Raw genomic sequence first — 20,974 nt, forward strand, 5'->3', positions numbered from 1 at the left:
ACGCCTCACGCCTCACGATATATTCTATTTTCTTCTTACTGTGTGTCTAAAAATAACTTTTTAGAATATCCGATAAGCGGCACAATGCCCCTCGTACTATTCGGTTATGTCAGTGAGTGGGCTTGAGAAAGGATGTGGGGTTATGTCGCTGGATGCTTGGATTGCAGTAGGGGTCGTGCTGACGATTTTTCCGCTGATGGCGCTCTCACGCCTCGGACCGGATATCATTTTAATGGGTGCGGTGGTCGTGCTGATGACGCTGGGCGTCATCGATCCTCAGCAGGCACTCGGCGGGTTTTCCAATAGCGGTCTGTTTACCGTTGCGTTCATGTATGTACTGGTGGCCAGCATACGTGAAACCGGCGGTATCGATCTGATCATTCGCTATGTGTTGGGCCGTCCCTCGAGCGAACGTGGCGCGCTGACGCGGCTGCTATTGCCGGTGGCATCGCTCAGCGGCTTTCTCAATAATACCCCGGTGGTAGCCACCTATATCCCTGCCGTTTTGAGCTGGAGCCGCCGCCTGAGACTCTCTCCCCAGCGCCTGCTCATGCCACTGAGCTTCGCGTCGATTCTGGGCGGCACGATCACGCTTATTGGCACCAGCACTAACTTGGTCGTGCACGGGCTTTTGATCGAGCGCTATCCGGACTTATCCATGGGGTTGTTCGACCTGGCATGGGTCGGTATCCCCGTCGCCGTGGCGGGGTTGGCGTATCTAATTCTTCTCGGCCCGCGCCTTCTACCTGCCCGTGGCGGTACGGCCAAAGCCTTTGCCAACCCCCGCGAGTTCACGATCGAAATGGAAGTCGACCCGGGCGGTGTCTTGGTCGACCGCACCGTCGAGGAGGCAGGTCTGCGCCATTTGCAGGAGCTGTTTCTCGTCGAAATCGAACGCGCCGGTAACGTGGTCAGCGTCGTCGGCCCTGGCGAGCAGTTAAAAGGCGGAGACCGCCTCGTCTTCGTGGGCACCTCTGACGCCGCCGTCGAGTTACAGCAGATTCGCGGGCTGATCCCCTCACGGGATGGCGCGTCGAGTCTGGAGAAGGAGTTCAAAGAGCGCCGTTTGGTCGAGGCCGTGGTCTCCAACCAGTGTCAATTCATTGGTCAGCGGATTCGAGATGGACGATTTAGAACGCTATACGGTGCGGCCGTGCTGGCCATTTGTCGCGGCGGCGAGCGGGTGACGGGAAACCTTGGACAGGTACGCCTGCAGCCTGCCGATGTGTTGCTATTAGAGGCGCGCCCGCCGTTCATCGAGCGCCACCGACAGTCGAAAGACTTTTTGCTGATCAGTGAGCTCAATGGCTCGGCGCGGCCCATCCACGAGAAGGCTCCGCTGGCCTGGGGTATTCTGATTGGCGCGGTGCTGCTGGCGGCGCTGGGTGTGTTGAGCATGCTCAATGCCGCCATGTTGGGCGCCGCCATGGCACTGTTGACCGGCTGCTGCTCGGTGGGGGCGGCCAAGCGCGGGTTGGATACCCAGGTGCTGTTGACCATTGCGGCATCGTTTGGGGTAGGGGCGGCGTTGCACGTCTCCGGGGCGGCGGATGCCATGGCCGGTGGGGTGCTCTCGGTGGTGGCTGGCAATCCATGGCTGCTGCTTGTGGGCACTTATGCCGTCGTGGCACTGCTTACGGAGTTGGTGACTAACAATGCCGCCGCCGTGATCATTTTTCCGGTGGTCATGGCGGCGGCGGAAAGCCTAGGGGTTAGCCCCATGCCCTATGTGGTCGCGGTCATGTTTGCGGCGTCGGCCAGTTTTCTTACCCCCATTGGCTACCAAACCAACCTCATGGTGCACGGGCCCGGTGGTTATCGGATCGCTGATTTTCTCCGCGTCGGGGGTGGCCTGAACGTGCTGACGGGGGTGATCGTGGTGGCGCTGATTCCATGGGTGTGGCCATTCTAAGCCGCGAATGACTCGCTCCCTGGGCTGCTTTACGCTAGGGTGGCGCTTTTAATATCAGCAAGGACATAGCCCATGACAGCCCCTGGCGAACTGATTATTGAACCGAAAAATGGTCAACCCGCCGATGCATGCGTGTTCATCATCCACGGCCTGGGTGCCGATGGGCACGATTTCGAGCCGCTAGTACCCGCCCTGGCGCTGCCGGAAAGCGCCCATGTGCGCTTCATCATGCCCCATGCGCCGCGCCTACAGGTGACCATCAACGGCGGTATGGTGATGCCTGCTTGGTACGACATCCTGGCAATGGACCTGGGACGCCGCGTCGATGAGGTGCAGCTCAAGAAATCCGCCGAGCGCATCCAGGCGCTGATCCAAGAGCAGATCGACCAAGGGATCGATAGCCAGCGCATCATCGTGGCGGGCTTCTCGCAAGGCGGTGCGGTGGCGTATCAGGCCGCGCTGTCGTTTCCGCAGCCGCTAGGCGGACTGCTGGCGATGTCCACCTACTTTGCCACTGCCGACAGCATCTCGCCTGCCGAGGCGAACCGTCAGCTGCCGATCGAAGTCCATCACGGCAACTTCGACCCCATCGTGCCCGAGACGCTGGGTCGCAGCGGCGTCGATCGTTTGAAAACCATGGGCTACAGCGTCAACTATCGCCAGTACCCCATGGCACATGCACTGTGTCCGCAGCAGGTCAACGATATCGGCAAATGGCTAAGCGAGCGTCTGGGTTAAGGGGAGAGCAGTAGGCGTTCGGCGCCTTTGATAGTACGCTGCTGCTATTAATGCCGCGGCAAGGGACAGGCAGGGGCACATGATAGCGTCTATCGATACCGTTGAAAGTGGGTTAGCCGTTTGTCTACTGATGACCGCCATTGGGTGCTTATTCGATCGCCACCTATTAAGGGCGTGTTGGCTTTTGGTGCTATTTGCGCTGTTGATGAGTGCAGCGTGGTGGTACCTGAACGCCCCGTGGTTAGCCTTGGTGGAAGTGATATTAGGGAGTGCGCTCACGGGGGGTGGCTTTATTTACGTCTTGCGCACACTGCCCAGTCAGAGGCTATCGATGCCACGTTATGATCGTACGCGCGTCGAGTGGCCACACCGTTTGACGAAGGGGCTGCTCATCATTGCCTGGAGTATCATGCTAGGCGTGGCGACTCAGTTTCTATTACCTGATATGGCGCTTTCACTGACCGCGCATCCGCTTATTTTGTGCTCTGTGGTCATTGTATCGTTGGGAATGGGGGCGTTTGCTTTACACCACCATCTGATGCGCCGCTTGATGGCCTTTAATGTGCTTGGATCGGGCGTTTTCTTGATGCTCGCAGGCATGGCGGGTACGTCACCCAGCGCCCAGGCGCTCATCACGGTGGGGTTGCTCATCGCTTGGCTGGGGTCGCTATTGGGGGTTTTACTCCTTCGCCAGCTAGTGCACCAGGAAGGTAGCGCCGCCCTCAACGATGAATACGCCCCTGTAAGGCCGCCTTCATGATCTGGCGCTTTGGTCTGTACGACAATACCTTTGATCCCTTATGGATGACGGACTGGGCACTCGCCGCTGTGCTACTGCTGCCGATGGTGTTTGGTGCGCTCGGAGCCGTGTTTCGCCCCTCTCGTTTGCTGCCGGTGGCCTTGGCCTGCTTGCCGATTTTACTGGCTGGAGGGGTCATGGTATTGGACTACCAACAGGTCGGATTGCTGCGTTGGCAGTGGGAGGTGGCGGGTATCGAGCTAACGCTGCGCTTGAGTGGCCTTAGTGCTCTAATGCTCTTGATTACCCAGTGGACGGCCGCCGCCGTTGCCGTTTATACCCCTGGCTATCTCCGCCTAACGCTCCCCAATGCCAGCGTCCGTTGGTTATGGCCATTAATGGGGTTGCTCGTTAGTGCGCTTTCACTGATTTGGCTGGCGGCGGATCTGTTGATTCTGTATGCCGCGCTGGAGGCAATGGGACTCGCGGCCGTGGGGATGTTGCTGCTGTCGGGTAAGTCTGCGGCGCTACAGGCCGGTATGCGTTACCTCCTTTTGGCTCTGGTGGGGTCGCTCGCGTTTTTACTGGGCGTTGCCCTATTAATGAGTCAATGGGGAACGTTAGATTTAATCGCACTTGAAGCACGGGTGGAGCCAGAGCCCCTTACTTGGGTTGCAGCAGCCCTTATAGGCGCGGGGCTTGCCTTAAAGGCGGCGCTATTCCCTTTGCATGGTTGGCTAACCCCCGTACACGAGAATGCTTGGACGCCGGTCAGTGCACTGCATGCAGCGCTCGTCATTAAGGCCTCGCTCTATATTTTAATGATGCTGTGGGGCATCTTGCTGCCGGAGACGCTGTTTGCTCCCCGTTTGGTGGCCTGGTTGGGCATGTTGGCGATTGTTTGGGGTGGATTGGTGGCCTGGCGAGCCGATTCACTCAAAACGCTGATTGCCTCTTCCACTGTGGGCCAGTTGGGCTATTTGATGGTGGCCTTTCCTCTGGTATTAGGTCCCAACATCGCTCCGCTGCCTTTGTCGCTGGCATGGGACGGGTTTTGGTTACATTTGGTGGGACACGCACTAGCCAAAGCAGCCATGTTTATGGCGGCAGGCAATTTGATCATTGCCACGGGTGAAAGCTCACTGAAAGCGCTGGCAGGAACCAGTCGTCGGCTGCCACTTTCGCTACTTATCTTTGGCATGGCTGCCGTTACGTTAATGGGGCTACCCCCCAGCGCTGGCTTTACGGCAAAGTGGCTCTTGCTTCAATCCATGGTGCTGACTCAGCAATGGTTAGCCGTGGCGGCCCTACTGGCAGGCACGCTATTGACGGCTGCCTACGTGTTTCGCGTATTTCGCTACTCGTTTGATGAAACCGCACCGCGACACGATTATCAGCCGCTTGCGCCCGGCATGGATGCCATTGCTCTGTGTTTGGCGGTAGCAGCCTTTGCGCTTGGCTTACTCGCCCACTTTCCGCTGGGGTTGCTGCATGGAGGTGGTGGATGAACGCGGCTTGGTTACCCCTGACGACGCTGGCAACCTCCTTATTCGCGGCGGTGATTATTTTCTCGTTGCCAGAAGAGGCTCGACGTGTCCGCACGAGCATCAACTTACTGGCGGCGGTCGTTAAAATTCTCCTAGTGATAGTGATGGTTGGGCGTGTTTCAGAAGGCTATGAAGACACCTTTAGCTTTCAAATCGTGGGAGGCGTTGATTTTGTGCTGCGGGCGGATGCCCTCGGCGTTATGTTTGCGGGTCTTTCGTCACTGCTGTGGCTATGCACGACGATTTACGCGATTGGGTACTTGGAAGGGGCGGCCAATCGGAAGCGTTTCTTTGGCTTCTTCAGCCTGTGTGTCACCAGTACGCTAGGGATTGCCCTGTCGGGAAACCTGTTTACCTTCCTGATTTTCTACGAAATGCTGACACTCTCAACTTACCCGCTCGTGGTGCACGCGGGTTCAGCAAAAGCCTTAGCGGCCGGTCGAGTGTATTTGCGTTACACCCTCACGGCGGGCGTCGTGCTGCTGCTAGGCGTTGTCTTGCTGTACAGCTTAACCAACGATCACTCTTTTGCGTCAGAGCAAGGGTTGTCCCCCTATCTGGATGATCACCGTGGTTTGCTAACCCTTATTTTTGCGCTGCTGGTCGGTGGCTTGGCGGTGAAGGCAGCCATGGTGCCGCTGCATGGCTGGCTGCCCAGGGCGATGGTGGCACCGGCGCCGGTGAGTGCATTGCTGCATGCCGTTGCTGTGGTAAAAGCCGGTGCGTTTGGCATTTTGCGTGTCATATACGACCTATACGGCATTGAACTTAGCGTGGAGTTGGGCGTCACCACCGTGCTGGCCGTCGCTGCGTCTATCACCATTATTTATGGGTCGCTGCGGGCGATTGCCCAAGAGGAGTTAAAGCCACGCTTGGCGTTTTCGACGATTAGCCAAGTTTCCTATGTGGTGTTAGGCGTTAGCTTGTTTGGCCCTTTCGGGACGATAGGCGCGCTGGCGCATTTGCTTCACCAAGGCCTGATGAAAGTGACGCTGTTCTTTTGTGCTGGCAATTATGCAGAAGAGCTGGGGATTCATCGCCTTGATGAAATGGACGGTGCAGGCAAGCGCATGCCATTGACTAGCCTAGCGTTTACGGTGGGGGCGCTAGGGATGATCGGGTTGCCACCGACCGCTGGGTTCATTACTAAATGGTACCTAGGCATGGGCGCTATCGAGGCAGATATGTACTGGGTAGTGGCCGTGCTAGTAGCAAGCAGTACGCTGAATGCGATTTATTTTCTCCCTATCGTACATCGCCTCTGGTTCCGTGAGGGTCCGGCCCATGGCAAGGGGCAATGGCCTAAAGAGCAGTCATTAGGGCGGCTGGAAACCCACGGATGGCTGTTGTGGCCAGCGGTATTGACGGCCGTCATTAGTATAGGGGCTGGTTTGTTGGCTGGGTTGCCATTTAGTCCGCTGGATTGGGCAACGCGCGTAGCCGTTGGGGAGTACCTGCCATGAGTTCACTGCTGTTGGCCGTGGCCTTACTCTGGCCGCTTATCGTGGCAGGCAGTAGCGTTTGGAGCGCTTACCGAGTCCCTGTTCAACAGCGTCATTTCATTTCGATGCTGTGGGTAAGTGCTGCCTGGCCTGCTTTACCGCTGGCGTATGTGGGTGACGTGCAGTGGACCATGGATGCTTGGATGTTAGGTGGGTATTGGGAGCTGAATGCGCTCAGCCGACCGTGGCTAGCCTTTACTGCTCTGCTTTGGAGTATGGCGGCGTTTCATGCACGAGGTTACTTCGCCGATGAACAGCGTCAGGCACAAGGAGGGGATGCGTCGGCACAACGGCGTTTACAGCGTTTAACCTTACTGTGGCCGCTAACCTTGCTGGGCAACATTCTTCTGATAGTCGCCCAGGATATTGCCAGTTTTTATTTTGGCTTTGCGCTGATGACCTTCGCTGCGTATGCGCTGGTGGTGCATAACGGCACTCCGGCCGCGAAGCTGGGGGCTAAGGCCTATCTTGTGCTGGCCGTTATCGGTGAAGGTTTGATATTAGGTGGTTTTCTCTGGGCCGCAGGCACCTCGGATACGTTAACACTCAAAGGCGTGCGCGACACCCTGGCCACGGCAGACCATGGTGCGTGGATGGCGCTGTTGCTGTGGCTGGGTTTAGGCGTGAAAGCGGGGGTGATCGGGCTGCATGCTTGGTTACCATTAGCGCACCCCGTGGCTCCCGCGCCCGCCAGCGCTGTCCTCAGCGGCGCCATGATCAAGGCAGGCTTGTTGGGTTGGTTGACCGTGTTGCCGTTGGGAATGGAGTCGCTATCTCCTGCCATGATGCAGTTTGGCAATGTCGTATTGGTGGCAGGGTTTGCAGCAGCATTTGGTGCGGCCCTGTACGGCATTTGGCAGTCGCATCCCAAAGCGATTTTGGCCTACTCCAGTATCAGCCAAATGGGCATGTTAACGGCGTTAGTGGGTATGGGAATCGTCGTGCCAGCGGTATGGCCGGCCTTGCTACCTGCCATCATTTTGTTTGCGGGTCACCATGCGTTAGCGAAGGGCGCTCTCTTTATGGGTACCAGTGTGAGTGAGCATATGCCCAAGTGGCCCACCTCGCTGCTGTTTCTTTTGATTGCTCTACCGGGCATTTCGCTGACAGGCGCACTCGCGGCAGGCATGTTCAGCAAGTGGGGGGTGAAGCATGCGCTCTATGAGTTCGAGCAAGAGCGCATTATCGCACTATTGACTTGGGCGGCGATGGGCACGGCCGCGCTGGTGACGGTCTGCGTGTGGCGACAATGGCAGCAGCGGCAGCGAGGAAACAGCCATTCGTTTCAGTGGGGGGCGTGGCTAGCGGCATTGATCGCTGCGCTAATGACACCGCTGTGGCTGCCGTTACCGGAGGGGAGTGTGATCGCTCCTCCCTTGAACGAGTGGTTGGGCATTATTTGGCCTTTTCCGGTAGGCGTTGTCGGCATGGCGTTAGGCTTGTTGGCGCTGCGCCGTTTTGATGTGCCAACGCCACCTGCCGGGGATTGGTGGTGGGGATACCATTCCCTTGCCACTCTAGGCTTGAGCGCCGCACGCTCACTGGCCGCGCGATGTGGAAGAGGTAAAACAACCTCCGTGGCGCTGGCACTGAAGGGTGAGCGTTTGCTCATGAAGGGGTTGTTGCGCGGACTATCAGTGGAGTCATGGATGCGCCAGCATGGTGGAGGCTTGATGATGGCGTTGGCCGTTCTCCTGGCACTTTTGCTCATTTGGGAGGGACAGTAGTGGGGCAACAAGCAAGAGAGCCATTGGGTGAGCGCGGCCGAAGTGCCGATGTGCCCAACGATATTCCAAAGCGTGGTTGGCAGGATATTGCATGGCGCGTCGTGCGCGCCGCGCGCCGAGACCGGGTCACCATGTTTGCCGCAGGGGTGGCGTTTTACGCGCTGCTGGCGCTGTTTCCGACCATTGCGGCGGTAGTGTCGGTATGGGGACTACTGTTCGATCCTGTCGAGGCGGGGCGGCAGCTCTATACGATCAGCCGCTTCATGCCGCCGGACGCGGCCAACTTGATCGATCAGCAGGCGCAAGACGTGGTCGAGAGCACCGAGTCGGGTAATGTCCTGACCGCGTTGGCGGGGCTGCTCATTGCCATGTTCATTGCCTCGAAAGCAGTCTCGGTGCTGGTCATTGGTCTCAACGCGGTATATGGCGAGCAAGAGCAGCGTTCACTGCTCTATCGAGGGGTGGTCCTCGTTTCGCTGACCTTTGGCTTGATTTGCATGACGCTGGTCTCCCTGGGATTCATCGCCATCGTGCCAGCGCTAGTGGACCGATTGATGATCGAGCCTCCTATGGATCGAGTGCTGCAGTGGCTGCGCTGGCCGGCGCTGCTGGTATTGATGAGCCTACTGATCGCACTGCTCTACCGCTTTGCACCTTATCGCCGCTCACCGCAGTGGCGTTGGCTGAGTTACGGCACGCTGTTTGCGACGCTTATGTGGCTGCTGGGCTCGGGAGGGTTGTCACTCTACGTGCGCTACTTTTCGACCTTTAGCGAACTGTACGGCTCGATAGGTGCCGTGGTGGCCCTGATGCTGTGGTTTTGGCTCTCGGCCTTCGTCGTGTTGTTCGGAGCGGAGCTCAACTGCGAAATGGAGCGTCAAACCTGCCACGACACCACCGTGGGCGAGGCGCGCCCGTTAGGCGAGCGCGAGGCGTTTGCTGCCGATACCATCGGCATCGAAAACCCCTGGAATAGCGACCGTGCCGCGAGACAGCGGCCGCCGTGCGATGGAGGTCAAGAGTGAACCGCCCAGTGAGCTGGGCGGTGTAGACGTTCGGGGGAAAGAGCGCTACAGCAGCTCCTCGGCGGCCAGTGCCAAGCGGGAGCGCTCGACGCTTTTTAGAGTGATATGCCCAGCGTGGGGCCAGTCTCGGAACCGTTCGACCACAGCGGCCATGCCGCAGGTGTTGGCGGTCAGGTAGGGCGTGTCGATCTGCCCGACGTTGCCCAGGCAAACGATTTTGGTGTTGCGCCCGGCGCGGGTGACCAGCGATTTCAGTTGCTTGGGTGTGAAGTTTTGCGCCTCGTCGATGATCAAAAAGGTGTCGTTCAGGGTGCGCCCGCGCATGAAGCTGGGCGAGCGGATTTGTACCCGCGACCCTATCAGCTGTCGCGTGGCGCCGTTGTCCCAGCTCGACTCCCCCTCGTCGTTGCGCAACAGGTTATCCATGTTGTCGTGGAAGGCGCCCATCCACGGTGACATTTTCTCCTCTTCGGTGCCCGGCAAGAAGCCAATGTCCTCGCCCATGGGAATCGGCGCGCGGGTAAAGACGATGCGCTCGAAACGTTTGGCATCCAGGGTTTGTTGAAACGCAGCCGCAAGGGTCATGAAGGTTTTACCGGTGCCTGCGTTACCGGCAATGGTGACGAGATCGATCTCTGGGTCCATCAGTAGGTTGAGGGTAAAATTTTGGCGACTGTCGTGGGCGTGCACGCCCCATACGCCCGCGTGGTGGCGATAGTTGGTGAGCAGCTGCAGCCGCGCCGAGCTGGGGGAAAGCTCGCGCACGATGGCTTCGAATTCGGCGCCGTTTTCGCTGTCGGACACTAGCATACCCACGTGCCAGTCGCGGGGCATAGTGCCGCTTAGTTGATAAAAGGTGTGATGATCCACGCGTTCGACCGTGACATCGACATTCAGCGCTTCCCAGAGCGATGCGCCATTCTGGCCTGCCTGGGTATACACCTGCGCGCCTTCGATCATCGCATCGCTATCGGAGAAGGCGCGGTCGTTGAGGTAATCCTCCACCGGGACTTTTAGCGCGGCGGCTTTTACCCGCAGATTGATGTCTTTCGTGATGAGAATGACCGACGCATCCGGGCGTTCGTCACGCAACCGGCAGGTTTCTGCCAGAATACGGTTGTCGGGGCTATCGTCTAACGCGTCGAAGGGCTTGAGATCGTTGTAGCACAGAAAGTGTAGGCGGCCAGACTCTCCGCTGATGCGGGGAATGGGGATACCTTGCTGAATTTCGTCGAACGTCACCTGGCTGGTGAGATCGGACAGCGTGCGGCTGATTTGCCGTGCCGTTCGGGCGATTTCGCGGATGCCATTCTTATGCTTGTCCAGCTCTTCGAGCACGGTCATGGGGATGACCACATCATGCTCATCGAAATGGTAGAGCGCGGCGGGGTCGTGGATCAGGACATTCGTGTCTAGGACATACAGCCTAGTCGCTTTCTTATCGAGTCGTACCATCGCGGAAACTACTCCTTGGTTGACGGCAACATCGACACTGGCAGATGCACTTTACGCTTAGATGACACGTGCCTGTGTCGGTTCTCTAGCGTGTCCTTTGGGCTCCTTCAATGGCTTTTTTTACAGCGTGGTGGGCAATCGCTTTTTTCGCCACTGCTAAATTTCAACGTTACTCATGCGCCGTGCTCGGCTTTCCGACTGAGAGGGGGCCTCAGCGTGTGGTACCCAAGAAACGGATGACGTTGGTCAGCAGCGCCGTGGCGACCACCCCGAGGCTCTCGCCTTCCACGTAACGGTAGTAATGGCTTTCCAGCAGCAGGTCGTGATTGAGCGCACACAGAGTGTGGCTGGCCAAGGCGTCTTTGACGAGCGGGTAGGGCAGCAAGGCCCAGCCGGTGCCATTGATCACCGCATCACGAATCACCTCGAACATGGTCAGGCCCAGATAGTTGGTGGAGAACAGCGCCTCGCTCACCAATTTGTCGCCTTGGTCGAAGGTCAGGCATACCTGGGTGTACTGTGCCAAATCATCTTTGGTGACGTTGGGCAGGCGACTGAGTGGATGCCCAGGTGCCGCCACGAGACTCATGCTCACTGGGGCAAGGTTGCTGGCATTCACCGCGGCTCCTTCGGCGGTATACAGCCCAAAGGCAATATCTACCGTTTGGCGCAGCACGAACTGGGCGTGCTCCTGAGGTGGGAGCAGGTATACCGAAATGGCCGTGAGCGGGTAGCGCTGCTTCAGGTCGTGCATGACCTGTCGCCAAAACGCTTCGGGCAGCGCGTCGTCCCGCGCGATGCAGAGCTGGCTCTCTACCCCCTGCAAATGCTGCTGGCAGTGCTTGTTGATGCGGTTGGCACTGGTCAGCAGGCGGTAGCAGTCGGGTAGCACGCTTTCCCCCACGGCCGTGAGCTGAAGGCTGTTCCCCGACCGCTCGAAGAGTGCCACGCCCAGGCTATCTTCCAGCGCATTGACGGCGGCGCTCAGGGTGCTGCGCTTCATGCCGGTGTGCCGTGCGGCGGCGGCAAACGAGCCGTGCTCCGTGACATCGATGAACGCTTGGACCTGTTCCGCGCGCATGCAAACCACCTCATAAAGTAAAAGCTTTCGAGCGCCAATATAGTTGGCGCTGAGCGACTAGTGTAGCGTTGTTTTACTCACTATGATGGCTTGCTCTTATCTCCCCTTCTACTGGAGCAACCCGCGTGACCCCCTTTGTCGCCGAGCGCCGTGCGCTCAGATTTTCCGCCATCTCCGCTAGTCTGTTTGCCTTTACCGGACTTGCCTTGGGCCTTGCGAGTGGCTCGATAACGATCCTCTTCGATAGCGGCTATTCGCTATTAAGTTTAGTGCTGGCATCGCTCTCTCTGTTTGCGCTTCAGCAGGCCCGCAAACCGGCGGATGATCACTACCCCTTTGGGCGGCTGACGGTCGAGCCGCTGGCCGTGCTGCTCAAAGGCGTGGTGATTGCGCTGGTGTGCCTGTTCTCCCTGGTCTCTGCTCTGTGGAGCTTGGCGCAGGGAGGACGTTTGGTCACGCTGGACTTGGCGCTGATGTTTGGCGTGGTCAACGTGAGCGGCTGTTTGCTCACCTGGGGGTGGTTGAACCGCTACGCCAAGGTGGCAAAGTCCTCGCTACTGGCTGCAGAGCTTCGCCAGTGGCAAATGGATACTTGGCTGAGTGCCGCCGTCATGCTGGGCTTTGCCCTTACCTGGGGGTTAACCCTCTCGCCTTGGGCACACTTGGCGCGTTTTGCGGACCCGGTGATGGTTCTTATCATTGCCGGTTACTTCCTGCCCATGCCCATTCGTATGGTCAAAGGCGCGCTGCGCGAGTTGATGTTCGGCGAACCGGTCGGCAGCGTGCGCCAGGAAGTGGTGCAAGAAGTGGCGGAGTTCGATATCGCCGACGACGATGTACGCCTTGCGCAGGTAGGCAGCTTCCTGATGGTCGACATTCAGCTCGATAAGCAGCAAATCGATGACGCGGAAGAGATCGTCGAGAGCGTCGAGCAGCACTGTAAGCTGCGTAATTTACGCCCGGTGACGAGCATTACGCTGGTCACGTAATGCGTGCATTGAAAAAGTGTTGACGCTATCGAAGGTGTGGTGATATCAAGCGCTACCGACAACGGGTGTCGGCTTAACACTGCACTTTTGAGGGTTGCAAAAACATGCCACTGCGCCGCTGTTTGCCCGTGCTGCTGGTCACCGCTTTGGTGGCTGGCTGCGCAAGTTCTACCATTGCCCCACGTTACACCACTGAAAATCCGGACGTCATGCGGATCGGCGGAGATCGCCCCGTCAGTGCGGATCCGCGTACCGAAAACGCTGGTTCGTTCTGCCTGGAAACCACCGAGCGCTGGAACGAACATGGCCGCACGCCCGATGGCCAAACGCTGTGGGCGAAAGATACGCTGCGCCGCGTGGTGCCTTGCCAATAATTGGCTGACATAGGCTCACGAAAGCTGCGCCAGCGCAAGCCGCTGGCGCAGCCTCGCTCAATCGTCCTCTTTCTTTTGCGGTTTGCCTTTACGTTGGGTACCCGCCATCTCTTCCAATTCCTCTTCGCTCATCGAGTCGTACATCTCTTTCGAGGCGTCATACAGCTCGCTGGGCTTGGTCTCGCCGCGTTTGGCGGAAAGGGCGGCGCCAGCGGCTTTTTGCTGGGCTTTCGACGTGGCTTTCATTTAACGACTCCTGTCAGTTGACTTCCATGAGGTGGTCACGCTATTAAGCCTAGCAGTGGGAAGTGATGTTTTCAGATAGGCTGGCGCGTTTAACTTAAGAGACCTCCATGACACCGGCAATCAACAGCGCAAGGCACGCAGGTATTGCGTTTCAGCTCCATGAATATCAGCACGATGCCACCGCCCCGTCCTACGGGTTAGAAGCGGCCGACAAACTTGGCGTTACCGCCGAACAGGTCTTCAAAACCCTCGTCGTTAGCTTGGATGGCAAGCAGTTGGCCGTGGGTATCGTCCCCGTGAATAGCCAGTTGGGGCTGAAGCAGATCGCCAAAGCGGCCGGCGCTAAAAAGGCCGCGATGGCCGCGCCGGATATCGTCGAACGTATCACCGGCTACGTGCTAGGAGGAGTGAGCCCGCTAGGCCAGAAAAAGCGCCTGCCGACGTTCATTGATGCCTCGGCACAAGCGTGGTCGACGCTTTACGTGAGTGCTGGTCGGCGAGGGTTAGAAATCGAACTCTCGCCGGAGGACCTCGCTGCACTCAGCCAGGGCCGTTTCGCAGCGCTCTCTGCATAGAACGATACGCATCGGGTTAAGTGCCTGGCAAAGCAGGAGAGGGCGCTTTCTGGTATGGTGCTTCCATCAATCGGATCGCTGGGCACCGCCGCCCCTTCAGGAATTTTTTGTGTCAGATACCTCTTTTGCCTCCCTTGCCCTCTCGCCCGCGCTGCTGAGCACGCTCGACTCTCTGGGCTATCACGACATGACGCCCGTTCAGGCGCAGAGCCTGCCGCCCATGCTGGTGGGGCGCGATGTGATGGCGCAGGCCAAAACGGGCTCGGGTAAAACCGCCGCGTTTGGTTTGGCGCTGTTGTCACAGCTGCGTGTAGAAGCCTTCAGCGTACAGGGCTTGGTGCTGTGCCCCACCCGCGAACTGGCGGATCAGGTCGCCGAGGAGCTGCGACGCCTGGCGCGGGGCATGCCCAACGTCAAAGTACTCACACTGTGTGGCGGCGCGCCCTTTGGGCCGCAGCTCGCCTCGCTGGAGCACGGTGCGCATATCGTGGTGGGCACGCCGGGGCGGGTGGACGAGCACTTGCGCAAAGGCTCGCTCACGCTTGGGTCGCTGGCCGTGCTGGTGCTGGACGAAGCCGACCGCATGCTGGACATGGGCTTTCAGGTCACCATCGACGACATCATCGCCGATACCCCCGCTGACCGACAAACGCTGCTGTTCAGCGCGACGTTTCCCGACGAGCGGGAGGGGCTGGCAGCCATGACGCGCGGTATGCTGCGCGACCCGGTCAGTGTCAAGGTGGCAGAGACCCACGATGCCACGACCATCGAGCAGCACTTTTACCGGGTGTCCCATGAGGACGACCGTTTTGCTGCGTTGATCGAGCTGTTGCTCGCCACGCGTCCTACCACTAGCGTGGTGTTCTGTAATACCAAGCGGGAAACCCAGGCCGTGGCCGATGGCTTGGTCGATGCGGGATTTAGCGCCGTCGCGCTGCACGGCGATCTCGAGCAGAAAGACCGCGACCGGCTGCTGGTGCTGTTTGCCAATCAGAGCGCATCGATCTTGGTCGCCACCGATGTGGCCGCCCGCGGGCTCGACATTGCTCAACTAGACGCCGTCTTCAATTACCAAATCGCCCGCGAGCTGGACGTCCACGTTCATCGCGTCGGCCGCACGGGGCGCGCAGGAGCCAGCGGTATCGCCTGTACCCTGGTCACACCGCAAGAAGATTATCGACTCGAACGCCTCGCTGAGCTGTTGGGCGAGCCGCTCGCGACCGAGCCGCTGCCGAAAGCCACCAACGGTTCGCCGTTCGAGCCCCCCATGGCCACGCTACAGTTGGCGGGTGGCAAGAAAGATAAGCTGCGCCCTGGCGACATTCTGGGCGCATTGACCAGCGAAGGCGGTCTGCGCGGTGATCAGGTGGGTAAGATCAAGGTGTTGGCTCGAAGCGCTTACGTCGCGGTGGCGCGCAGCGCTGTCCAGAAAGCTCAGGCCAAGCTGGAGCGGGATAAACTCAAAGGGCGCGCTTTCCGCGTGCGACGCATTCGCCATTAACGATCCCAATGACGTGGTCGCTATCATAAGGAGCCTTCGCAGCAAGTTATGAAAACACCCAAACGATTACAGCCCCTGGTCGACGATGGCCTGATCGATGAGGTGCTGATGCAGTTGATGAGCGGCAAGGAAGCGCAGGTGTACATAGTGCGCTGTGGCGACGACACGCGCTGTGCCAAAGTCTTCAAAGAGGCCAAACAGCGTAGCTTCAAGCAGGCGGTGCAGTACCAGGAAGGGCGTAAAGAGCGCAACAGCCGCCGCGCCCGCGCCATGGCCAAGAAGACCCGCTACGGCCAGAAAGAGCAGGAGCAGGCGTGGCTGACCGCCGAGGTGGATGCGTTGTACCGCTTGGCCGCGGCCGAGGTGCGTGTGCCCAAGCCCTATGGTTTCGTGGATGGCGTACTGCTCATGGAGATGATCACCGATGCAGAGGGGGATGTGGCACCGCGCTTGGACGAGGTCACCCTGACCGAAGAGCAGGCGCTGCGCTATCACGCCAAAGTGATCCAAGACGTGGTGCGAATGCTCTGTGCAGGCTTGATCCACGGTGATTTATCGGAATTCAACGTGCTCGTCGACGCCGATGGCCCGGTCATCATCGATTTACCTCAGGCGGTGGATGCGGCGGGCAATAACAGCGCTGCTGCCATGCTGGAGCGCGATGTGAACAACATGCGTGCCTATTTTGGCCGTTTTGCGCCCGAGCTGCTCGCTACCCATTACGGTAAAGAGATGTGGGCGCTGTATGAAGCGGGGAAGCTGCATCCCGATAGCCAGCTGACCGGCCACTTCGAGTTCGATGACCACATTGCCAATGTGGACGAGCTGATGGAAGTGATCGACGACGCCAAAGAGGAGGAGGCCGAGCGCCAAGCGCGCCTGCGCGATGACGACGACGAGGATTGACCCCAATAGTGATAAACTGAGGCAACGATTAGCAGAGTAAGTAGTTGAACGAGACGACTCTGCCATACCGCATCGCCTGAGAGATCATGGGAGGGGAGTGTGAAGGGCAGCCGTTACAGTGCAGGGAGAGCCAAGGCGCTTGTCTTATCACTCGGTGTTGGCGCCGCAGGCGGCACGCTGTTTCATGTGACCGGGCTGCCGCTAGCCTGGATGTTGGGCCCTCTAGTGGCGAATTTGCTGGTGTCTGCCAGAGGGCTGAGCGTAGCGGTGCCCGAGTCGCTGCGCAGTGTGTTCCTAGCCGTCATGGGCATGGTACTGGGCAGCCAGGTCACCCCTGAGCTGGCCCAGCGGGTGCTTGATTGGCCCATCTCGGCCATGCTTCTGCTTGCAGGCGTGGCCGCGTCGACCGCCGTGGCGTCTGCCTGGTATCGCCGCTGCGGCTTCGACCCCGTCAGCGCCTGGTTTGGCGCATCACCGGGCGCCATGACCGCGATGATCCTGCTCGGTGAACGGTGCGGCGGCGACCCGCAGCGCATTGCCATTGCACAGTCGCTACGTATCGTGCTGGTGATTCTTTTCCTACCGCCGCTATTTTGGGCTTGCGAGGGCGGAGAGGGCACGCTGGGTCCGGCGGCGTCGTCACTCACGGATGGCTGGCTACTGCTCACCATCCCTCTTTTACTTCCGTTGGGTAAGTGGTTGCGCCTGCCAAGCCCTGCGCTGCTCGCTCCCTTGTTAGCCACCGCGCTGCTCTCCGGGCTGGATATGGCGAGTCTCGCCCTGCCAAGCTGGGGTATGAACGTGATGCTCTGGGTGCTAGGTAGCGCCATCGGCTCGCGCTTTCAAGGTATGACGCGGCGGCTACTCGGGCGCTATCTTTGGCAATCGGGGGTGGCGACGTTGCTTGCGCTGGTGGTTCTGGCACTGTTTGCCGAACTCATCCACCAAACCGTGGGGGTAGGGCGCGATGTGGCGCTCTTGGCGCTGGCCCCAGGCGGCATTGGTGAAATGGCGATACTCGCCGTCGCGCTCAACATCGACCCGGTGTTCGTGGCGTTTCATCACCTGCTGCGCATGGTCACACTCATGGTCGTCGCTCCTTTTTGGGCCCGTTGGCTCATGCGTCATCATCCTGACGCTTGACGTCGCGATCATGCTTCTAAGCGTTCTTACGCCGTCCTTTCTTTTATTGCGTCTTGTAAGGAATGTCCATGCTGTCACGTTTGCTCTCGCCGCTGTTCCGCTTTTTCGAGGCGCGCGTCAACCCCTACCCAGAGGGTGAGGTCACCACACCGCCCAAAGGGCTGTTGCCGTTCATTTGGCACTTTTCCCGCCCGGTATGGCCGTGGCTGCTGGTGATGTCGCTGATCACGGCGGTGGTGTCCGCCGCCGAGGTCGTGTTCTTTAGCTACATGGGGGATTTGGTGGATTGGCTGGGCGGCGTCGAGCGCGCCGACTTTTGGTCGAGCCACGGTCTCTGGCTGGCGGGTGTGGCGGTGTTGGTGGTGGTGGGATTGCCGCTGCTGGTGTTGCTGCAGTCGCTGGTGACGCATCAGAGCATTTTCGGCAATTACCCGATGATTGGCCGCTGGCTATCGCATCGCCATATGCTCAGCCAGAGCCTGGCATTTTATCAGGATGAGTTTGCCGGGCGGGTATCGCAAAAAGTGATGCAAACCGCGCTGGCCGTGCGGGAAACCGTCACCAAAGTGATGGATCTACTGGTGTACGCCATCGTCTATTTTACCGGGGCGGCCATCTTGCTGGGCCGCGCCGACCCATGGCTGCTGCTGCCGCTGGGGCTTTGGCTGGTCGGCTATTTGGGCATCATGCGTTTTTTCGTACCGCGTCTGCGGGACGTTTCCATGGCCCAGGCGGATGCGCGTGCGCAAATGACCGGTCGCGTGGTGGATAGCTACAGCAACATCCAAACCATCAAGCTGTTTGCCGATACCCAGCGCGAAGAGCGCTATGCCAAAGATGCCATGGAAGGCTTCATGACTACCGTGCATCGCCAGATGCGGCTGGTGACCGTGATGAGCGTCTGCTTGACGCTACTCAACACGCTACTATTGGTCGGCACCGCCGGCATGGCCATCGCCGCCTGGTACATGGAGGCGATCTCGTTGGGCGTACTGGCCATTGCCATTGCCCTGGTAATGCGGATTCGCTTCATGTCCGACTGGATTTTGTGGGAAGTGGCCGGGCTGTTCGAAAACATCGGCACGGTGCAGGATGGCATGAACACCATCGCCCAGGAACCGACTGTCAAAGATGCTCCTAATGCCAAAGCATTGTGCGTGCCCAACGGCGAGATCGTCTTCGACGCGTTGCGTTTCCAATATGCCCAGGCAAAAGGGGAGAGCAAAAACGTGTTCGATGGTCTGAGCCTGACCATCAAGCCCGGCGAGAAAATTGGCCTGATTGGCCGCTCTGGGGCCGGGAAATCGACCCTGGCAAACCTGCTGCTGCGCTTTTACGACCTGCAGGGCGGACGCATTCTGATCGATGGTCAAAACATCGCCGAGGTCTCCCAAACCTCGCTACGCCACCAGATCGGCATGGTGACCCAAGATACCTCGCTGTTGCACCGCTCGCTGCGGGACAACATCCGCTACGGCAGCCCTAACGCCAGCGATGAGGACGTCTGGCAGGCGGTGTGCCGCGCCCATGCCGACACGTTCATCAATGATCTGGTCGATCCCAAAGGTCGGCGTGGTCTGGATGCCCACGTGGGAGAGCGGGGCGTCAAACTCTCCGGCGGTCAGCGCCAGCGCATTGCCATTGCCCGAGTGCTGCTCAAGGACGCCCCGATTCTGGTGTTGGACGAAGCCACTTCGGCGCTGGATTCCGAAGTCGAGGCGGCGATTCAAGAGCAATTGGATGCGTTGATGGAGGGCAAAACGGTCATCGCCATTGCCCACCGGCTCTCTACCATCGCCATGCTGGATCGTTTGATCGTGGTGGACGAAGGGCGCATGGTGGAGAGCGGCACCCATCAGGAATTGCTCGCCCGCAATGGTATCTATGCCGGTCTTTGGCAGCGGCAGTCGGGCGGCTTTTTGGGTAACGACCTTGATCCTGATAACAACGCCCTTATTTGAGACTAGACCGGTCGCCTAGTGAAGGCGCTTCAACAGGAGGTAGAGATGCAAACGATTGAGCTTCAACAACCCGGCGGTTTAGATAAATTGAACGTCGTCGACACGGCCGCGCCCGGCGAGCCTGGCCCTGGCGAGATCAAAGTGCGCCTGCACGCCAGCTCGCTGAACTTTCACGACTACGCGGTGGTGGCGGGGATGATCCCCACCGACGACAAGCGCATCCCGATGTCCGACGGCGCGGGCGTGGTGGAGGCCGTGGGCGAAGGCGTTGAGGAGTTTGCCGTGGGCGACGCGGTCGTCTCGACGTTCTTTCCCTACTGGCTGGAAGGCCCGGCACGGGTAGGCGACTTCACCACTACCCCCGGTGATGGCGTCGATGGCTATGCCCGGGAGCAGGTAATTCGACCGGCCACATGGTTCACTCGCCAGCCGATCGGCTACAGCCATGCAGAATCCGCCACGCTGACCACTGCGGGATTGACCGCTTGGCGCGCGCTGGTGGTGGACGGCGGCTTGAAAGCGGGCGATACCGTGCTGGTACTGGGTACCGGCGGAGTGTCGATCTTTGCACTGCAGTTCGCCAAGCTGATGGGGGCTCGAGTGATCGCGACCTCCTCTTCCAATGAGAAGCTGGAGCGCCTGCGCGCTTTAGGCGCGGAGCACACCATCAACTACCGCGAGACACCCGAGTGGGGAAAAGCGGTCAAAGCGTTGACCGACGGCAAAGGCGTGGATCACGTCGTCGAGGTAGGCGGCCCCGGTACGCTGCCGCAATCCATCGACGCCGTGAAAATTGGTGGACACATTTCGCTGATTGGCGTGCTGACCGGCCGCGAGGGAGACATTCCCACTGCCAAACTCATGGCCAAGCAGGCCAAGCTGCAGGGTTTGATCGTCGGTAGCCGTCGCCACCAGATCGAGATGATCGACGCGATCGAAGCGGCGAATTTGAAACCGATCATCGATCGTGAGTTCCCGCTTAGCGAGATTGCCGAGGCGTTTCGTCATCAAGAATCGGGCAAGCACTTTGGTAAAATTTGCCTGACGTTCTGAGCGACGCGATGCACTTTGCGTAAAATGCACGTTGCGTAAAGAGTGAGAAAAGCGCGTCTGCCATGGGCGGACGCGCTTTTTTATTGGCCAGCCGGAGGAAGGTCGTACAAGGGCAGAGACATTACTCTCCTAACCGACTGTAGACCACGCCTTTGACTTCCAACTCCCAGATATCGTCATAGGGTACGGTGACGCCATCCACGTCCCCAGGGTCGCCGGTACTGTTTTTGATGACGGTTTCGGGGATGATCTTCACCCCCATGACACCCACATGTTGGATGCGGCCGCTGAATCGATTGCCCTCCTGCTCAATGAGCACCCGCTCGCCTGCAATGCACTTCGCAAGCTTCTCGTGTAGTTCAGCCATCGTGACATTCACCACGCTCATCGTTGCCTCCTGCGCATCGCTCAAAAGTGAGTTACTTGGCAATAACGACTTTATTCTAGACGATAAGTTCGACTGGCCCCTTGGGAGGAGTCTCAGGCATGCTAACCTTAAT

Annotated in this window: 19 protein-coding genes; 15 read left to right on the forward strand and 4 right to left on the reverse strand. The window is 59.0% G+C overall.

Translation table 11 applies throughout. The annotated features are described in order from the left end of the window. Positions 1–142 precede the first annotated feature (142 nt). The 7 genes from FHJ80_RS08560 to FHJ80_RS08590 all read left to right on the forward strand — a co-directional run bounded on the left by FHJ80_RS08560 (position 143) and on the right by FHJ80_RS08590 (position 9,190). The gene (locus FHJ80_RS08560) at positions 143–1,912 is read left to right on the forward strand and encodes an SLC13 family permease (protein WP_139526586.1); all 1,770 of its coding nucleotides are present in this window, start codon (positions 143–145) and stop codon (positions 1,910–1,912) included. A 72-nt stretch (positions 1,913–1,984) separates the two neighbouring features. After that, positions 1,985–2,650: an alpha/beta hydrolase gene (locus FHJ80_RS08565; protein ID WP_139526587.1), complete on the forward strand. Its 666-nt coding sequence runs from the start codon at positions 1,985–1,987 to the stop codon at positions 2,648–2,650. Positions 2,651–2,729: 79 nt separating this feature from the next. Further along, positions 2,730–3,410: a DUF4040 domain-containing protein gene (locus FHJ80_RS08570; protein WP_139526588.1), complete on the forward strand. Its 681-nt coding sequence runs from the start codon at positions 2,730–2,732 to the stop codon at positions 3,408–3,410. Then, positions 3,407–4,897, forward strand: coding sequence for a complex I subunit 5 family protein (locus tag FHJ80_RS08575; RefSeq protein ID WP_139526589.1), 1,491 nt, complete (start codon positions 3,407–3,409; stop codon positions 4,895–4,897). Before FHJ80_RS08570 ends, FHJ80_RS08575 begins: the two co-directional genes overlap by 4 nt. Next, positions 4,894–6,399 carry a proton-conducting transporter membrane subunit gene (locus FHJ80_RS08580; RefSeq protein ID WP_139526590.1) on the forward strand — a complete coding sequence of 502 codons (1,506 nt, stop codon included), beginning with the start codon at positions 4,894–4,896 and terminating at the stop codon, positions 6,397–6,399. The genes FHJ80_RS08575 and FHJ80_RS08580 overlap by 4 nt, the downstream gene beginning before the upstream one ends. After that, entirely contained in the window at positions 6,396–8,165 is a 1,770-nt protein-coding gene (locus tag FHJ80_RS08585; RefSeq protein ID WP_139526591.1) for a complex I subunit 5 family protein, read from the forward strand. The genes FHJ80_RS08580 and FHJ80_RS08585 overlap by 4 nt, the downstream gene beginning before the upstream one ends. Beyond that, positions 8,165–9,190, forward strand: coding sequence for a YihY/virulence factor BrkB family protein (locus tag FHJ80_RS08590; RefSeq protein WP_231125560.1), 1,026 nt, complete (start codon positions 8,165–8,167; stop codon positions 9,188–9,190). Before FHJ80_RS08585 ends, FHJ80_RS08590 begins: the two co-directional genes overlap by 1 nt. A gap of 45 nt (positions 9,191–9,235) precedes the next feature. Here the strand turns inward: FHJ80_RS08590 and FHJ80_RS08595 are convergent, their stop codons facing one another. Both FHJ80_RS08595 and FHJ80_RS08600 read right to left on the reverse strand, forming a co-directional pair. Beyond that, the gene (locus FHJ80_RS08595) at positions 9,236–10,645 is read right to left on the reverse strand and encodes a PhoH family protein (RefSeq protein ID WP_139526593.1); all 1,410 of its coding nucleotides are present in this window, start codon (positions 10,643–10,645) and stop codon (positions 9,236–9,238) included. A 211-nt stretch (positions 10,646–10,856) separates the two neighbouring features. After that, a complete protein-coding gene (locus FHJ80_RS08600; RefSeq protein WP_139526594.1) occupies positions 10,857–11,726 on the reverse strand; it encodes a LysR family transcriptional regulator in 870 nt (289 codons plus the stop codon). A gap of 125 nt (positions 11,727–11,851) precedes the next feature. Here FHJ80_RS08600 and FHJ80_RS08605 point away from each other — a divergent pair, with 125 nt between their 5' ends. Together FHJ80_RS08605 and FHJ80_RS08610 are read left to right on the forward strand one after the other, a co-directional pair. After that, on the forward strand, positions 11,852–12,715 hold the full coding sequence (locus FHJ80_RS08605) for a cation diffusion facilitator family transporter (protein ID WP_139526595.1): 864 nt from the start codon (positions 11,852–11,854) through the stop codon (positions 12,713–12,715). A 104-nt stretch (positions 12,716–12,819) separates the two neighbouring features. Next, positions 12,820–13,089, forward strand: coding sequence for a hypothetical protein (locus FHJ80_RS08610; protein WP_139526596.1), 270 nt, complete (start codon positions 12,820–12,822; stop codon positions 13,087–13,089). A gap of 57 nt (positions 13,090–13,146) precedes the next feature. On the opposite strand, the gene FHJ80_RS08615 is transcribed toward FHJ80_RS08610, so the two are convergent. Continuing rightward, on the reverse strand, positions 13,147–13,335 hold the full coding sequence (locus FHJ80_RS08615; protein ID WP_139526597.1) for a DUF3008 family protein: 189 nt from the start codon (positions 13,333–13,335) through the stop codon (positions 13,147–13,149). Positions 13,336–13,442: 107 nt separating this feature from the next. Between FHJ80_RS08615 and ybaK the strand changes: the two genes are divergently transcribed. The 6 genes from ybaK to FHJ80_RS08645 all read left to right on the forward strand — a co-directional run bounded on the left by ybaK (position 13,443) and on the right by FHJ80_RS08645 (position 20,474). Continuing rightward, positions 13,443–13,910, forward strand: coding sequence for a Cys-tRNA(Pro) deacylase (gene ybaK, locus FHJ80_RS08620; protein WP_139526598.1), 468 nt, complete (start codon positions 13,443–13,445; stop codon positions 13,908–13,910). A gap of 109 nt (positions 13,911–14,019) precedes the next feature. Then, the gene (dbpA, locus tag FHJ80_RS08625) at positions 14,020–15,411 is read left to right on the forward strand and encodes an ATP-dependent RNA helicase DbpA (protein WP_139526599.1); all 1,392 of its coding nucleotides are present in this window, start codon (positions 14,020–14,022) and stop codon (positions 15,409–15,411) included. A gap of 48 nt (positions 15,412–15,459) precedes the next feature. Continuing rightward, positions 15,460–16,317: a PA4780 family RIO1-like protein kinase gene (locus tag FHJ80_RS08630; protein WP_139526600.1), complete on the forward strand. Its 858-nt coding sequence runs from the start codon at positions 15,460–15,462 to the stop codon at positions 16,315–16,317. A gap of 99 nt (positions 16,318–16,416) precedes the next feature. Further along, the gene (locus FHJ80_RS08635; RefSeq protein WP_139526601.1) at positions 16,417–17,460 is read left to right on the forward strand and encodes an AbrB family transcriptional regulator; all 1,044 of its coding nucleotides are present in this window, start codon (positions 16,417–16,419) and stop codon (positions 17,458–17,460) included. A gap of 68 nt (positions 17,461–17,528) precedes the next feature. After that, entirely contained in the window at positions 17,529–19,421 is a 1,893-nt protein-coding gene (locus tag FHJ80_RS08640; protein ID WP_139526602.1) for an ABC transporter ATP-binding protein, read from the forward strand. A gap of 45 nt (positions 19,422–19,466) precedes the next feature. Then, complete coding sequence (locus tag FHJ80_RS08645) at positions 19,467–20,474, forward strand: NAD(P)-dependent alcohol dehydrogenase (RefSeq protein WP_139526603.1); 1,008 nt, start codon at positions 19,467–19,469, stop codon at positions 20,472–20,474. A gap of 121 nt (positions 20,475–20,595) precedes the next feature. Here the strand turns inward: FHJ80_RS08645 and FHJ80_RS08650 are convergent, their stop codons facing one another. Beyond that, positions 20,596–20,862 carry a hypothetical protein gene (locus tag FHJ80_RS08650; RefSeq protein ID WP_139526604.1) on the reverse strand — a complete coding sequence of 89 codons (267 nt, stop codon included), beginning with the start codon at positions 20,860–20,862 and terminating at the stop codon, positions 20,596–20,598. Between the last annotated feature and the right edge of the window lie 112 nt (positions 20,863–20,974).

It is taken from the genome of Halomonas sp. BL6, from assembly GCF_006228115.1.
GTDB classification, from domain to species: domain Bacteria; phylum Pseudomonadota; class Gammaproteobacteria; order Pseudomonadales; family Halomonadaceae; genus Vreelandella; species Vreelandella piezotolerans.

What these genes read in the sequence shown, in the direction of transcription:
- FHJ80_RS08610 (WP_139526596.1), top strand. Translation starts at nt 12,820, where the DNA reads ATGCCACTGCGCCGCTGTTTGCCCGTGCTGCTGGTCACCGCTTTGGTG.
- FHJ80_RS08575 (WP_139526589.1), top strand. Translation starts at nt 3,407, where the DNA reads ATGATCTGGCGCTTTGGTCTGTACGACAATACCTTTGATCCCTTATGG.
- FHJ80_RS08570 (WP_139526588.1), top strand. Translation starts at nt 2,730, where the DNA reads ATGATAGCGTCTATCGATACCGTTGAAAGTGGGTTAGCCGTTTGTCTA.
- FHJ80_RS08585 (WP_139526591.1), top strand. Translation starts at nt 6,396, where the DNA reads ATGAGTTCACTGCTGTTGGCCGTGGCCTTACTCTGGCCGCTTATCGTG.
- FHJ80_RS08630 (WP_139526600.1), top strand. Translation starts at nt 15,460, where the DNA reads ATGAAAACACCCAAACGATTACAGCCCCTGGTCGACGATGGCCTGATC.
- ybaK (WP_139526598.1), top strand. Translation starts at nt 13,443, where the DNA reads ATGACACCGGCAATCAACAGCGCAAGGCACGCAGGTATTGCGTTTCAG.
- FHJ80_RS08640 (WP_139526602.1), top strand. Translation starts at nt 17,529, where the DNA reads ATGCTGTCACGTTTGCTCTCGCCGCTGTTCCGCTTTTTCGAGGCGCGC.
- FHJ80_RS08645 (WP_139526603.1), top strand. Translation starts at nt 19,467, where the DNA reads ATGCAAACGATTGAGCTTCAACAACCCGGCGGTTTAGATAAATTGAAC.
- FHJ80_RS08565 (WP_139526587.1), top strand. Translation starts at nt 1,985, where the DNA reads ATGACAGCCCCTGGCGAACTGATTATTGAACCGAAAAATGGTCAACCC.
- FHJ80_RS08650 (WP_139526604.1), bottom strand. Translation starts at nt 20,862, where the DNA reads ATGAGCGTGGTGAATGTCACGATGGCTGAACTACACGAGAAGCTTGCG.
- FHJ80_RS08600 (WP_139526594.1), bottom strand. Translation starts at nt 11,726, where the DNA reads ATGCGCGCGGAACAGGTCCAAGCGTTCATCGATGTCACGGAGCACGGC.
- FHJ80_RS08580 (WP_139526590.1), top strand. Translation starts at nt 4,894, where the DNA reads ATGAACGCGGCTTGGTTACCCCTGACGACGCTGGCAACCTCCTTATTC.
- FHJ80_RS08615 (WP_139526597.1), bottom strand. Translation starts at nt 13,335, where the DNA reads ATGAAAGCCACGTCGAAAGCCCAGCAAAAAGCCGCTGGCGCCGCCCTT.
- FHJ80_RS08595 (WP_139526593.1), bottom strand. Translation starts at nt 10,645, where the DNA reads ATGGTACGACTCGATAAGAAAGCGACTAGGCTGTATGTCCTAGACACG.
- FHJ80_RS08560 (WP_139526586.1), top strand. Translation starts at nt 143, where the DNA reads ATGTCGCTGGATGCTTGGATTGCAGTAGGGGTCGTGCTGACGATTTTT.